This window comes from Rhizobium sp. 10PS4 (genome assembly GCF_032464805.1).
Lineage (GTDB): Bacteria > Pseudomonadota > Alphaproteobacteria > Rhizobiales > Rhizobiaceae > Rhizobium > Rhizobium laguerreae.
In genome coordinates, this window is record NZ_JAWDIW010000001.1 from 417545 (window position 1) to 431944 (window position 14400).

The following is a 14400-nucleotide window of genomic DNA, read 5'->3' on the forward strand; positions in this document are numbered from 1 at the left end:
ACATACCTTACATTTGGGGTGTTTTAAGAGAGCACAGCTCGGCCTGATCGCCTTTGAGGTCCAATATCCATTGGCGTCCCCGGGCGACCGAGTGTCTCGAAAGGCAGTTTTGGGCGATCTGCGACACGGCAAGGCCGGCGACCAATGGGTTGTCGACGGTGGCCGGCGGGGTGCGAAAGCTATCGTCGGTTGCGACTTGGGTGGCGCAATGGCAGACGGAACATACGTCCTCATGCACCAAGACCAAAGGACCTGCCATGCAAGAGTTTGCCGAGCGGCCCACATGCAGATGCGGCGGCAGGCCGGCTTTCAATGCTCGGCAGGCCGACAGGAGATCTTGGGCTGGACGAGAATCGTCGCCGGCGAAAATGAAGAACGGGTTAGTAGCGTAGTCTGCGATTAACCGCAGCGCCGAGGCGCCTTCCGCAAATTCCGGCAACGCGAAGACATAGGCCGAGAAACCCGCGGCCAGATGTGTCGCCAGCCTGTCCGTCTTCGGCCAGCCGAGATTCGCCTCGCTTGCCCATGGCAGACGGTTCAAATCCTTCTCGTCGATACGATCCGCATCCACGAGAAGGAAATGGCGCGCGCCGAGGGCAGCAAGCTGGATGGCGATCTGCGAGCCCAAGTCGCCGCATCCGATGATGACGAAGTCGATATCGCCAAACCGTGCGACGTCGCATTGTTGATGGCAAAGAGGCGTCAGGATGGCGTCGTGGTGATCGATTGCGGCGGAGTCATATTCGTCCTCCGCCGGCATATCGGAAGCCTTCAACGAGACGACGAATGCAGACCGGGCAACATAGGGGCTCTGTTCCTCGACAGAATCGGCACTATTGCCGGTGAACAGAGCCCCCCGGCCGCCCCGCCCAAGGCTGTGGGTGACGAGGTTCGGGAAGTCGACGGACGCCGTGGCGGTCGCTGACAATCGTTTGGACCGATCATTGACCATCACATCGCCTCCATCTCGCTGGGCGCATATCCGCGGATGGTCTCGGCATAGCGACCGTAGTCCTTGCCCATCGCATGGTCGGCGGCCTTCGCGATCACGTGGAATTTGCCGTCGTACCAGAGGCTGACATTGTCGCCGCTGTCATCGATCTCTCGCCGGCCCATCCGAGGATCGACCGGCTCTTTGCCGCGCAGCAGCATCTGTCCGATATCCCAGGCTTGGCGATCGAGAACGCGCTGGCGCTCGGCAAAGTGCGCCTGGCGGTGCGCAATGGGCTCTTCGGCAAGCAACTGGCCCACGAGGAACAAAATCCGGCTACTCCAGGAAGGAATGGCGGCGATGTCTGGGAGGTCGAGGAGGACATCGCCGCCGAGACGTTCGATTCCTTTCCGAGCGATATCGATGAGCGGGACCTGCCGCGCGGCATAGGTAATTATGAATGCCGTCTTCCAGGCGCGGCGCTCAGGATCCGCCTCGTTGGATAGGCATGCCATGCCGAAGGCGCACTCCCAGGGAATGGTGTACACCACGTGCAGGATGCTCTCGAGCGTCTGTAGATCCTCCTTGTATGGGGAAACATATTGGAACTCGCCGGGCAGGGATGCAGCCGCCGAGGTCGTATAAAACCCCAGCTGGACATGCCCCGCTTGGTGAAGCAGTTGGGCCGCAGTCGCGGCATGATCGCCGTCGCGCAATCTTTCTCTGGAAAGGACGATGATCGCGCTGCCCGGCAATTCGTTCGAACTCGAGAACGAACACGACGGTTCGCGCCGCACGCCAATGTAAAGCGTGTGCAGGCCGGCGATCAGGCGCTGATAGCCGTACACGTCCAATTCGGCGATTAGCGCGAAGGCGCTCTCCAGATGGTCGGCGATGCGATCCAATTCCGCGTTGTCAATGATGGGGTAGTCGGAACCGTGATAGTTCGGCATGCATTGGCGGAGGAGGGCTTGCATGACGCGGCTCCGCGCTAGGCTTTCGATGCGGACGAGGCCGATGCCGCAAGAGAGCCGGCGCGCCGGCTGACGTTCGAGTTCAAGATCCGATGCGATCAGATCCGACTGCAGATAGCCGCTGACGATCTGCGCATCGGGGCCTCCCGCCTGCCATTCCAGACTCCGCGCGAGCCCACTCATCCAGGCTGCGAGCACGGACGAACGATAAGGGTCGGCACTGACCGGTTCGGCGATCGCTGGGGGAAGTTCCAGCAGGCGAGTGTATCCGCCATCTGCAAGGTCGGGAAAATATCGTGACAGCGCCTCGACCCCGGCCGAACAATCGGTAAGCTTCGAAGCAGCTGCGAGCGTGCACCCATATTGGAAGCGTCGCTTTAACAGGTTGCGAGTTGCGATGCGCTGCAGGGAGGCGGTGCTTGCCATCAGGGGATTGCCCCTGAGCAGGTAGCGCGCCTCATCTGCCAATTGTTGAATGCGAGACGCGGACATCGAGGCCTCCGTGGGTTTGTCTTCTGGTGGATCAAGGTTGCATGTCGGGCGAAGATGCCCCGGTTCGGGCCGGCTTCGTCGAGCATGGGAACGGTATGTGCCGTCCGTTGAGAGGCACTATTGCCCAAGGGCGTCATTCGCCCGCCAGTACCGCGTTAAAAATCCGTAAAAAGGAGGGTAACCAAAGAAAAAGCCCCCTCGATAAAGGGGGCTTGGAATCTCGGAATAGCATCCCCCGGGCGTTCAGATGGCCAGGGCTGCCTGCACCGCCGCCCGCGCATTTGGCAGTCCCGATCCAAAGAAATAGGCCATCTCGACGGCGTCCTCGCTTTCGGCGTTCATGCAATCCGCCGTCAATTTCCTCGTTCCGGGCGCGACAATGGCGTCCAGGCGGGATGCGGTCTTCAGAATTGATTTCACTTGAGGCCCCGAGAGGCGGTCGCCGGGATTGTGGCGGCTTTTGTAGGCCCGCTGTATAAGGGCACATAGCCCGCCCACCTGCGCCGACGCGCCTGATGTGCCCCCGAATGTGGTATAGTATCCGCCCCCGATGCCGAGATTGGTTCCGAACGGCACGATGGCCGACCACGGATCGGAGCCACGATCATAGCCGAAAATCCCCGATAGGTCCGTCGTCAGCAGCGAGAAGTGCGAATAGTAGTATTCCCGCGTTCGAAAGGCGCTGTAGTCGTGCTGCGCGGCAAATGGAGAAAGCCGGTCGAGGCGCAACTGATGCCTGTTGAACACCTCCCCGTCGTCGGAGGGGGAGACAACCGTCAATCCTTCGCCGTAATTGCTGTAGCCCGAACGGAAACCTTCGACGGTAACGGCTCCAACGGCTATGATGCCGTTGTCGTCGGCGGCAAGACTTGCCGGATAGATCAGCTGGCTCTCGCCGCTGTTTCCTGCGGCGCAGACAATCGGGATGTGCCGGCTGATGGCGAGGATGAGTTGTTTGAGGACGTGCCATGGGCGATCCGGATTGGAGCCTTTCTGCGCGGCCTTCGGCTCAAGTTCAGGCCCACCTTGATCAGCAACGGCAATGCGCGTGAACAGATTGGCGGCATCCTGGTTTTTCCATAATTCCAGGTCGGCCTTCAGCTCGTTCTTCGGATCAACGATGCTGCGTTTCGGGTCGGGCAGACCGCGTGGCAAGACGATCACGTCTGCTTTCTGAAGATAGGCATAAAGGAAGGCCGCAATGAACTGCCTGACATCGTCTTCGAAGGATGTTTTGATCGAGATGAGCTTTGAGAAAGGATCAACGCCGAAATAGGGGATGACATTGCGATTGCCGCTCGTACGCAGCTCGTCGCCATTCCCGTAGAAGGCTCCTTCCGGCGGAAGGCTTGGCGTGCCTTCTTCCGCAACAACGGCAGGTTCGCCGACGATCAGCCCTGCGCAGCAGGTACCATGCGACGCAAACAGCGATTCCGGATTGTAGAGCCGCCGGAGAACACCCTCCGACGCGGCGTATTCGGCAACCAGATCACCGAGATAGTCCCGGTCGTCGTTGGAAAGGCCGATATTGCCGAGCGGAGCGATGTCGAGCCCGGCAAAGAAGGCATGTCTTTCCTCGCGGTCAAAGGACGTGGTCGTATCGAGAATTTCGCGCACGCGCGCGCCGTAACGATGGGTCGTCAAATCGATTGACGCCTCCCGGTCAAGCCGGGTTGCCAGATTGGGATGATCCGGAGATACGCCGACATCGATCAGCGCGACCCGTGCGGGTCGCAGCGGGCCGGCGGAAGCGCCGGCGGAAGCGCCGGCGGAAGCGATGGTATCCCAGACCGTGCCGGTGATGAGGGGATCGGGAAGCGCGCGTGTGGCACTCGCATCGAGCGCTGGAGGCGCCGGCGGAGCCGATCCGTATTCCGCGTCGACTACGCCAAGAGCAGTCAGGTGCCAGAGATAGTAGTAGTTGATCGGCGCGGGCTCAGGCATTCTTATTTGATCCGTCATGGTTGTAACCCTGTTGAGAAGCAGCTGGAGAATTCAGACCCATTCGTCGTGTACGGCCTGGAACAGAGGACCGAACGCGTCGTGGAGGTAGGGAGCGAAGCGCCGGGCGAGATCTCGCCCTGCCTGCGTGTCGCTCGGATAGTGCAGGCCGGCCCATTCGCGATTTTCGGCGACGTTCTGGGCGATGCGGGCGAGCTCGTCGGTGGCCGGATGTTCCGGCAGGATCGTCGCAAACGCCAACGCGATCGAAAAGCACTGGAACGAATGATTGCTGGGATAGGATTCGTGGACCGGCACGGCCAGCAACGGCCGTAGCATGGGCTCAAATTGGTTTGGCCGCAGCCGGTTGAACTGGCTTTTGTAGATCAGTCCGACATATTCGCAGGCTGCCAGGATCGCCTGGAAAAGCCCTTCCGTCTGCTCGAAACCGCCGAGATCCTCGATATGCAATGCCCGGGTGAATTCCCCCACGGAGATCGTCGACTCGATTTGGATGTCGGGCAGGCGCCGCACGCGTTCGCGGTCGCGGCGTTGCATAGACAGCAGCACCGTCGTTTCGAGGCGGGTATAATCGGGGCCGGGCGGCGGAAGTATATCCAGCATTTCCCAGGTGAAGCGCCGCGCCGCGGTATAGGCGTTTCGTGACGGCTGCTGGTGCAGCCTGCGTAGCTCGAAGGAGGGGATAAGCTGCGATGCACCGAGGCTGGCGCCGTCCATCGTCGACTTGTTCTTATTCTTGTTCTTATTCTTATTTTTGTTCTTGTTTTTGTTCAGCGACGCCTTGTTAAGCACCGACTTGTTCGCCACGCTCTTGTTGAGGACCGAGGCTACGGCCATCGTCGCCATCATGGGCCCGGCCAGAAGCGATGCATCTTCACCCGTGCCGGGGAAAAGCGCGGGTTCGGAGGCTGCATCAGGTGCAGCCGGCGACGCACCGGCGAGAGGATCAGCACCGGCATCGTCCCTCGGTTCGCATGGAAGGACCGTATCCGGCTCAATCCTGAATTTATAACTGTTTAGAAATAAAACTAATTTTGATTGCGATTCGTGGGCAGTGTCCGCTTCCATTGCAGCCTCCTTGCGCGATGATGTGAAGAATGTCCGGGGTTCAGCGCAGCTTGGCGCCGGCCTTGAGCAGACCGTCGACCAAGATCTGGCCGCCACCTGTGTCGAGCAGCGGATAACCGCTGCCGCGGAAGGCGTTGATGGAGAAGCCGCCCTCGACCGCTTCAAGACGCTGCAGGTAGTGTCGCGCGCCGACGAGATCGTTGGAATGGGCATGACTGGAGGCAAGATAGCGCAGCAGACTGTTGAAGTTCGGCCGTGTCCGCAGGGCTTCTTCGCCTGCCGCTATGGCTGTGGCATGATCGCCTGCAAGCGCTGCGGCAATGCATTTGGTCGTATCGAAGTAATATTTATGCGGGCTGTAGACGCCGAGCTCTTGTACCCAACGCGCCATGGCCACAGCCTTGTCGGGCTGGCCTGCATAGCAATGCAGCATCGCGTAGAGGTCCCAACTGAGTGGCAGGGCCGGGTTCAGGCGGATCGATTTTTCGAACAGGTTGGCCGCATAGTCGTATTCGCCGAACAGGAACGAATGGACGTGGCCGACGAGCGCGAGCGACACGGAATTCTGCGGATCGAGTTCCAGCGCCTTGCGTGCATAGGCCTGGGCTTCCTCGATCAGATGCGCGTCCAGCGCGTTGAAACGCTGGCCGACCTGGAAAGTCCGAATGAATGACAGCCAGGCAAAAGTCGATGATCGCGGCTGATACTGGATCTGTTCTTCCAGCCGCCGTTCCGCGTTATCGAGGTCGTCGCGCGACAGCCGAAAGATCGCATTGACGGCGTCGATCAGGAGACCGTCTTGCGACAATCGGCTGTCGGTTGCCTGGATCTCCTGGAAATAGGCCAGCTGATCGACGGCCTGGCTGATCAGCGCAGCGGCGATACCGAACTCGCCCCGCTCGAACTGCGTGCGGTTGATAGCCTGGCTGCCCAGCCAATGAATGCGGTTGTTGATCAGGTGCTTCATCACCAGCTCGATCAGCACCATGTCACCATCAAACGTCAGGCGAAGCTGTAGGCATATGGGAAGGCTGATCTGCTGTTCGTTCTCTTCAATATGCGGCAAGGTGAAGGAGAGGTCGGTGACGCCAAAGCCCAGCCCATCGATGATGGCTTTTGCAATGAGGTTCTGGAACCGTGTCGCAGCAATTTGTCCGCCCTCTCCGGCACCCACTATGATGGGGGACATAAGAGCCATCATCCATTGCCAGTCACCGCCAACCCGCCGCCCATATGGGGCGCTGCTGGCGATGTCCACGGGTTTGCCTGTTCTCGATGTATCCGGGGCGCCCGTTAAAGGCAGCAGGGCGGATTGTTTGGCGATATCGCGGCTCGGCTGCTGTCGCGGCTCGAATACATCGTGGACTTGTCCTTCATCGAGGCGGCGATACCAGTTTTGCCGTTCCAGCGCCAACCAGTCCTCGAATTCGGGATCGCGGATGTCGATGCCTTCGAGCAATTCGTCGGTGACTTGATCCGGAGACCGCTCCGTCTGAACCACCAGGTCGGTATCGAGCACGAGTCGGTCCGTATCTAGCCAAACGGTATTCTTATCCGCAATCAAGAGATCACGTGCCGGCCCCAGACTCTTATGAATGTCCAAAAGCGCCTGGCGTAGGCTGGCTGCCGCCTGGTCGTCGGAGCGATCGCTCCATAACTTGTCCCTAAGCCAGATTCTCGAGCGCGAGCCCCGGGTGGACAATGCAAGCATCGCCAGAAGAGCCTGTGCCTTTTTGGATTTCGGAGTAACAGACCGCCCCCCGGCGTCCACAAGGGCAAAAGGCCCGAGCAGGAACATCCGAAACGGATCGTGCTCCTTGTTCATGCGATCCACCGGCCCCGCCCCCGTTGCCTCCGATACGCTCGTTTGGCGGCCGGAAAATCTAGCATCCGGGGACCAGTCTGCCACAACTGCGGCGTCTGGCAAGCAACCGGAAAGGGAAACCGGAATTGCGAGATGTAAATCCATGCTATGACGGTGATCGAGCTGAAGCATAACCGGCTGAAATCCCTCTGCGTAACTTCGCAAACCGGCCGTAGCATCCTGCCGTCAAAGCAGCGTCAAAGAAATGTTGTTTAAGCACCGTAATTTTGCAGGCATCCGCCAAAGGCTGCGGAGTACTCGAAACGACGTATGACGGAGTTGCTCCAAAAGGAGCATCGACCGTCGCTCCGATCGTCCAGCGCCGGGATGATGTCCCGGCGCTCTTTTATTTTCCTTTAGTCAGGCGAGCCCACCGATGTGGAAGCTCTTCATTTCGAGATATTCCTCGATGCCGCACTGCGCGCCCTCGCGGCCAAGACCGGATTGTTTGACGCCGCCGAAGGGAGCGACCTCGGTCGAGATCGCCCCAGTGTTCAGGCCGACCATCCCGAATTCGAGCGCTTCGGCGACACGCCAGGAGCGTTTCAGGCTTTCGGTGTAGAAATAGGCCGCAAGGCCGAAGGGCGTGGCGTTGGCGATGCGGATCGCCTCGTCCTCGTGGTCGAAACGGAAAAGCGGGGCAACGGGTCCGAAGGTCTCTTCGCTGGCAAGCTGCATTTCGGTCGTCGCATCGCCGAGCACCATCGGCACCGCATATTGATCGCCTTCAGGCACGGAACCCGCGGTGGCAAGGATCTTCGCTCCCTTTTCCACCGCATCGTCGACATGACGCTTGATTTTCTCGATCGCCGCCCTGTTGATCATCGGCCCAATATCCGTGCCTGCATCCGTCCCGGCCCCGACCTTCATGGCCGACACGCGCGCGGAAAGTTTGGCGGCGAAGGCCTCGTAGACGCCGGACTGGACGAGAAGCCGGTTGGCGCAGACGCAAGTCTGCCCGCCATTGCGGAATTTCGAGGCGATCGCGCCTTCCACGGCAAGATCGAGATCGGCGTCGTCGAAGACGATGAAGGGCGCGTTGCCGCCGAGTTCGAGGCTGAGCCGCTTGACGCTGTCGGCCGCGCCGCGCATCAGCAGCGAGCCGACGCGGGTCGAGCCGGTGAAAGAGATCTTGCGGACGGTCTGGTTTGCCATCAGTTCGTCGCCGATGCCGGCCGGCATGCCGGTGACGATATTGATCACCCCCTCGGGGATGCCGGCGCGCTCCGCCAAGACGCCGAGCGCCAGCGCCGAAAAGGGGGTCAGGTCCGATGGTTTGACGACGACGGTGCAGCCTGCGGCGAGCGCCGGCCCGACCTTGCGGGTGATCATCGCATTCGGAAAATTCCACGGCGTGATGATCGCCGACACGCCGACGGGCTCCTTCAGAACGACGATACGCCGGTCCGCCGTCGGCGAGGGAATGGTCGTTCCGCCGATGCGGCGCGCCTCCTCGGAAAACCATTTGATGAACGAGGCGCCGTAGCGGATTTCACCGCGCGCTTCCGTCAGCGGCTTGCCCTGTTCCCGGGTGAGGATCAGCGCCAAGTCCTCGATATTGTCGAGCATCAGATCGTGCCAGGCTTCCAGCAATGCGCCGCGCTCGGCATTGGTCTTTGCGCGCCATGGACTAAAGGCCTTTTCCGCCGCCACGATTGCCGCCCGCGTATCGGCTCCGTCCATGTCGGGCACAGTGCCCAGCACATGCTGCGTCGCCGGATCGATCACCTCGATCGTGCGCCCGGTTTCAGCCCCGCGCCATTCTCCGTCGATCAGTCCCTGCTGACGAAGCAGGCTGCTATCCCTTAATCCGTTCATTCTGTTCTCCATTGATCAGCCGAGTGCCGAAAGCACCGATGCCGTGATCGCGTCGGTCTTGTCCTTGCCGGGAATTGCGCCGATGCCGCGTGCCGTCGTCGCCTCGATTGATGCCATCACCCTTGCGGCGGCAGCCGTTTCTCCGAGATGCTCCAGCATCATTGCGCCCGACCAGATGGCGGCGATCGGATTGGCGATGCAGAGATCAGCGATATCGGGCGCCGAGCCGTGGACCGGTTCGAACATCGACGGCGCCGAGCGATCGGGATTGATATTGGCGGAGGCGGCAAAGCCAAGCCCGCCCTGGATGGCGGCGCCGAGATCGGTCAGGATATCGCCGAACAGGTTGGAGGCGACCACGACGTCGAGGCTATCAGGCGCCATGACCATGCGGGCGGCCATGGCGTCGATATGGTAGCTGGTCACTTCGACATCGGGATATTCCGCTGAAAGCCTCTGGGTGATCTCGTCCCAGAAGACCATCGAATATTTCTGCGCATTGGACTTCGTCACCGAGGCAAGCGTGCCGCGTCGCGCCCGTGCTTGCTCAAAGCCGAAACGCAGAATGCGCTCGACCCCCTTGCGGGTGAAAATCGAGGTCTCGACCGCCACCTCATTATCGGTGCCCTGGTGGACGCGGCCGCCGGCGCCAGAATATTCGCCCTCGGTATTTTCACGAATGCAGAGGATGTCGAAGCCATCGGACCGCAACGGCCCCTGCACACCCGGCAGCAGCCGGTGCGGACGGATATTGGCGTATTGCACGAAGGCCTTGCGGATCGGCAGCAGCAGCCCATGCAGCGACACGGAATCCGGCACTTTGCGAGGCCAGCCGACGGCGCCGAGCAGGATGGCATCGAAGGATCTGAGCGTTTCGATGCCATCGGCGGGCATCATGCTGCCGTTCTCCAGATAGTAGTCGCAGGACCAGGGATAGCTGGTTGCGTCAAGAGAAAATCCGTTCAGGCGAGCTGCCTTTTCGAGCACGGCCCAGGCTGCTGCCGTCACGTCACGGCCGATGCCGTCTCCGGGCAGAAGGGCGATCTTGTAGGTTTTCATCGCAGATCCTCACAGGCTGATGAGCACACTCTTGCTCTTGCGGTTGGCGAGATAGGCGTCGCGGCCGAGATCCTTGCCGATGCCGGACTGCTTGTAGCCGCCGGTCGGCAGGATATGGTCGCGCGAGCGGCCGTAGCGGTTGACCCAGACGGTGCCGGCCTGCAGGCGGCGCGTCACGCGGATGGCACGCGAGAGATCGCGGGTGAAGAGGCCGGCGGCGAGCCCATAGGCCGGATGGTCGGCGAGCCCCAACGCTTCCTCCTCGTCCTCGAAAGTCTGAATGGTCAGCACCGGTCCAAAAATTTCCTCAAGAACCGCCGGCGATGTTGCCGTCACGCCCGAAATCAGGGTCGGTGCGTAGAAATAACCTTCGCGGTCGAGGCGGCGGCCACCGGTGAGGCACTCGGCGCCACCGTCGATCGCGGCACGGATGATGCCGTCCATGCGGGCGATCTGTCGTTCGGAGATGACGGGCGAATAATCGGTCGCTTCATCCCAGGTGGGGCCGGGGCGGATGGCGGCCAGCTTCTCGATGAGTGCGGCTGCGAGCGCGTCCGCCACCTTCGCTTCGACGATCAGGCGGGATCCGCAAACGCAGGCCTGACCGGCGTTGGAGAGAATGCTGCCGGCGATTGCGCCGGCTGCAAGCTCGAGATCGGCATCGGCGAAAACCAGTTGCGGGCTCTTGCCGCCGAGTTCCAGCGTCATCGGCTTCACGCCGGTGCGGGCGATGTTGGTCATTATTGCCGCGCCGGCCGCAGTCGAACCGGTGAAGCTGACCTTGGAGATGCCCGGATGTCCGGTGATCGCATTTCCGGTGGTCGGGCCGTCGCCGAGCACGATGTTGACGAGACCTGCCGGCAGGCCGGCCCGCACCGAAAGTTCGGCGAGATAGAGCGTGGAAAACGGCGTCATTTCCGATGGCTTCAGCACCACCGCATTGCCTGCCGCCAGCGCCGGGCCGAGCTTCCAGCCGGCCATGGACAAGGGAAAATTCCAGGGTGTGATGGCGCCGACGACGCCATAGGGTTCCGTCATGATCATACCGAAGTTCGCATCGTCGGTCGGGACGAGGTCGCCGCCCTCCTTGTCGGCGAATTCGGCAAAGAAGCGGATCTGTTCGGCGGTGACGGCGATGTCGCCGGCGACGAGATGACCGACGGGCCGTGTCGAGGAAAGCGCCTCGAGCTTGGCGAGGGTCTCCGCCTCGGCTTCGATCAGGTCCGCCCAGCGCTGCAGCGCCACGGTGCGCTCGCGCGGCCGCATGCCGCCCCAATTGCTCGTCTTCAATGCGGTCCTGGCGGCTTCGACGGCCTGGTCGACAAGCGCCTCGTCGGCCAGCGGGCAGCCGGCATAGGCCTTGCCGTCGGATGGGCGATGCATGTCGATGACGGCCTCGGCCGGAACCAGCCGGCCACCGATGAAATGTCCGACGGGCAGGGAAATCGTGTTCGGATCGAAGCTGAGTGTCATCGCATGTCCTCGGGATGGGCTGAGACAAGCCTAACTGGAGAACGCGAGCAGCATGCGTCGACCGGTGATGCCGCAGCGGCGATAAATTGCGTTTTCGCCGCCGCCGCAGTCAAATCTACGGCGTCGGCTTCACGACACGGTGACGTAGATCTTGCGCACCGTCTCGATCGTCTTCCAGACGCCAACGAAGCCCGGCTTCATGACGAAGCTGTCGCCGGCCTTGTAGACCACCGGTTCGCCACCTTCCGGCGTGAGTTCGATCAGGCCGGAAGGATATGGCAGAACTCGAACGTCTCGCCCTTGATCGAGCGCGTCTCGCCGGGTGTCGCTTCCCACACGCCGCTATGAACCGTCTCGCCGCGGGCGACATCCTGCGCCCAGGTCTTGAAGGCAGGATTGCCCGAGATCAGTCGTTCGGGGAGGGGGCCGGATTCGCGCGGGGCGAAGGATGGGTTGGTGTCGATCGTCTTGAGGAGGGACATGATTTTTGCTTTCCTGGATTGTGAACTCAGTAGCCGCGGTTGCGATCGACCAGGCCGATCGGATCGACGCCCGCCTGGTGCCGTTTGATGTTGCCGATCACCGCCGCCGCGGCGGTTTCAGGCTGGGTGACGCTCGCAATGTGCGGCGTCAGCAGGATCTTCGGATGGTTCCAGAAGGCGTGGTCCGCAGGCAGCGGTTCCGGATCGGTGACGTCGACAACGGCGCCGGAGAGATGCCCGGCGTCGAGCGCGTCGACGAGCGCCTGATGATCGAGATGAGGGCCGCGGCCGACATGGACGAGTGCTGCGCCGGCCGGCAGTCCGGCGAAAAGCTTGGCATTCAGGAAGCCCCGCGTCTCGTCCGTCAGCGGCAGCAGGCAGACCAGAATGTCGGTGGTTGCAAGCAGAATGTCGAGGCCGTCCCGGCCGCTCAGGCATCGGATGCCGTCGATCTCGCGCGGGCTGCGGCTCCATCCCGAAAGCGGAAAGCCGAAGGGTTGCAACCGTTCGAGCACGGCGCTCCCCAGCATGCCGAGGCCGAGCACGCCGATGCGGCGTTCCGAGGCCTGCCTAGAAGCGATTGTCTGCCAGGTCCGGCGCCGCTGCTGGTCGAGATAGGCCGGCAGGTCGCGATGCAGCGCAAGGACGGCCAGCGTCACATATTCCTGCATCATCCTGACGATGCCGTCCTCGACCATGCGCACCACCTTCACCGACGCCGGCACCGCATCGATATGGAACTGGTCGATGCCGGCGCCGATCGAAAACAGGATTTCGAGATTGCGATAGCGCGCGAGATCCTCCGGTACGGTCCAGGTGATCAGGTAGCGCACAGCGTCCGGTTCGACCGACTGGGGATCCATGGAAAAAAGAATGTCGGGCAGTTCGCGCGCGAAGGCTTTGGCGAATATGGCGCCGCGCTTCGCATCCGAATTGAAGAGAAAGGTCATGGCGTCGGCTCCTTGATCCGATGTCATCAGGCGCAGCGGCGGCCAAGCGCCTCGACCATCGCCTGGCAGGCCAGCAGTTCGCCGGCGAGGATGAATTCGTCCGGCTTGTGGGCACGGCCGATGTCGCCCGGTCCGCAGATGATCGCATCGATGCCGGCGCGCTCGAAAAGGCCGGCCTCCGTTCCGTAGCTGACGGCGGCGAGCGGCTCGATGCCGGTCAGTTCGCCGAGCAGCGCCGCAAGCGGCGCATCGGCGGCCAGCGAAAGCGCCGGATAGGCGCTGAGCTCGCGCCACTCTATCTGGAAGCCTCGCCGCGATAGCGCTTCGGCCGCCGCTCGGAGTGGGGCAAGCAACGTGATCGGATCGACGCCGGAAATGGCCCGCGCTTCGAACTCGGCCTCGCAGGTGTCGGGAATGATGTTGACCGCCTGGCCGCCCTTCAGCGTGCCGACCTGAAGGGAGGAGTAGGGCGGTTCGAAGACAGGTTCGAATGGGCCGGAGGCGAGCCGTTCGGCTTCGGCGCGAGCGCAGGCCAGAACATCGGTGATAGCATGGATTGCGTTCAGTCCCTGGTCTGGACGCGAGGAATGGCCGGACCGGCCCTTGACCGTCAGCCGGGCGGCGGCCTTGCCCTTGTGAGCGCGGATTGCCCGCATGCCGCTCGGTTCGCCGATGATCGCGCCAAGCGGAGTTGCACAGAGCTCCGGCAGGCGGGCGATCATGTGCGGCACGCCGCGGCAGCCGGCCTCCTCGTCATAGGAAAAGGCAAGGTGGACGGGGCGGCGAAGCGGTGTTTCCGCCAGCGCGGGGACGGCCGCGAGAACCGCGGCCAGGAAGCCCTTCATATCCGTGGCGCCGCGACCGTAAAGGCGGTCCGCTTCGGCGCGCAGGCGGAACGGATCGCTGGTCCAGCCGCCTTCGGCGGCGGGGACCACGTCCATATGACCTGAGAGGATATAGCCCGGCGTCTCCTTCGGGCCGATCGTGGCAAAGAGGTTCGACCGGTCGCCCTCCGGACCGGGAAGCTCCGTGACGATAGCGCCGTGGCTTTGCAGATAGTGCCGGATCCATGCCACGATCTCGCCGTTCGGCGTGCCGACGACGGAGGGGAAGCCAACGAGCCTTTCGAGAATTTCAATGGCCTGCATCGGTGACCTCACAAGCATGCCCTGCTTGCCGAGACGGCGGCCATGCCGCCGATGGAAACGACAATTCGGCCCAGCGAGACGTTAGAGGTGTTTGCAAGTGGGCTGAGGGAGGTGACATTTCCGGGCTCTCACAGTGAACAGCGACTCCGGCCGCTGGATCTGTTGATGAGTCTAGAGGG

10 protein-coding genes and 1 pseudogene are annotated in these 14400 nt (G+C 62.0%); all 11 read right to left on the reverse strand.

What is annotated here, in order from left to right; translation table 11 throughout:
- Positions 1 to 7 precede the first annotated feature (7 nt).
- Positions 8 to 955, reverse strand: a complete 948-nt coding sequence (locus RWJ89_RS01890; protein ID WP_316030480.1) for a ThiF family adenylyltransferase — start codon at positions 953 to 955, stop codon at positions 8 to 10.
- A complete protein-coding gene (locus RWJ89_RS01895) occupies positions 952 to 2397 on the reverse strand; it encodes an aKG-HExxH-type peptide beta-hydroxylase (protein WP_131662665.1) in 1446 nt (481 codons plus the stop codon). Before RWJ89_RS01895 ends, RWJ89_RS01890 begins: the two co-directional genes overlap by 4 nt.
- Positions 2398 to 2640: 243 nt before the next feature.
- Complete coding sequence (locus tag RWJ89_RS01900; protein WP_316030481.1) at positions 2641 to 4359, reverse strand: S8 family serine peptidase; 1719 nt, start codon at positions 4357 to 4359, stop codon at positions 2641 to 2643.
- Between the two features lie 33 nt (positions 4360 to 4392).
- Entirely contained in the window at positions 4393 to 5427 is a 1035-nt protein-coding gene (locus RWJ89_RS01905; protein ID WP_316028257.1) for a phosphatase PAP2 family protein, read from the reverse strand.
- A gap of 40 nt (positions 5428 to 5467) precedes the next feature.
- On the reverse strand, positions 5468 to 7423 hold the full coding sequence (locus RWJ89_RS01910) for an SARP family transcriptional regulator (RefSeq protein WP_316028258.1): 1956 nt from the start codon (positions 7421 to 7423) through the stop codon (positions 5468 to 5470).
- A 228-nt stretch (positions 7424 to 7651) separates the two neighbouring features.
- Positions 7652 to 9109, reverse strand: a complete 1458-nt coding sequence (locus tag RWJ89_RS01915) for an NAD-dependent succinate-semialdehyde dehydrogenase (RefSeq protein WP_316030482.1) — start codon at positions 9107 to 9109, stop codon at positions 7652 to 7654.
- Positions 9110 to 9124: 15 nt separating this feature from the next.
- Positions 9125 to 10168, reverse strand: a complete 1044-nt coding sequence (locus RWJ89_RS01920; RefSeq protein WP_316030483.1) for a tartrate dehydrogenase — start codon at positions 10166 to 10168, stop codon at positions 9125 to 9127.
- A gap of 9 nt (positions 10169 to 10177) precedes the next feature.
- Positions 10178 to 11641, reverse strand: coding sequence for an aldehyde dehydrogenase family protein (locus RWJ89_RS01925; protein ID WP_131662671.1), 1464 nt, complete (start codon positions 11639 to 11641; stop codon positions 10178 to 10180).
- 129 nt (positions 11642 to 11770) lie between these two features.
- Positions 11771 to 12123, reverse strand: a pseudogene (locus RWJ89_RS01930) (cupin domain-containing protein).
- Between the two features lie 26 nt (positions 12124 to 12149).
- A complete protein-coding gene (locus RWJ89_RS01935; protein WP_077977046.1) occupies positions 12150 to 13073 on the reverse strand; it encodes a 2-hydroxyacid dehydrogenase in 924 nt (307 codons plus the stop codon).
- 26 nt (positions 13074 to 13099) lie between these two features.
- On the reverse strand, positions 13100 to 14221 hold the full coding sequence (argE, locus tag RWJ89_RS01940; RefSeq protein WP_221946464.1) for an acetylornithine deacetylase: 1122 nt from the start codon (positions 14219 to 14221) through the stop codon (positions 13100 to 13102).
- Positions 14222 to 14400: the final 179 nt, after the last annotated feature.

Coding starts and splice junctions, on each gene's coding strand:
- RWJ89_RS01915 (WP_316030482.1), bottom strand. CDS start 9,109: ATGAACGGATTAAGGGATAGCAGCCTGCTTCGTCAGCAGGGACTGATC.
- RWJ89_RS01895 (WP_131662665.1), bottom strand. CDS start 2,397: ATGTCCGCGTCTCGCATTCAACAATTGGCAGATGAGGCGCGCTACCTG.
- RWJ89_RS01910 (WP_316028258.1), bottom strand. CDS start 7,423: ATGCTTCAGCTCGATCACCGTCATAGCATGGATTTACATCTCGCAATT.
- RWJ89_RS01925 (WP_131662671.1), bottom strand. CDS start 11,641: ATGACACTCAGCTTCGATCCGAACACGATTTCCCTGCCCGTCGGACAT.
- RWJ89_RS01905 (WP_316028257.1), bottom strand. CDS start 5,427: ATGGAAGCGGACACTGCCCACGAATCGCAATCAAAATTAGTTTTATTT.
- RWJ89_RS01900 (WP_316030481.1), bottom strand. CDS start 4,359: ATGACGGATCAAATAAGAATGCCTGAGCCCGCGCCGATCAACTACTAC.
- RWJ89_RS01920 (WP_316030483.1), bottom strand. CDS start 10,168: ATGAAAACCTACAAGATCGCCCTTCTGCCCGGAGACGGCATCGGCCGT.
- RWJ89_RS01935 (WP_077977046.1), bottom strand. CDS start 13,073: ATGACCTTTCTCTTCAATTCGGATGCGAAGCGCGGCGCCATATTCGCC.
- argE (WP_221946464.1), bottom strand. CDS start 14,221: ATGCAGGCCATTGAAATTCTCGAAAGGCTCGTTGGCTTCCCCTCCGTC.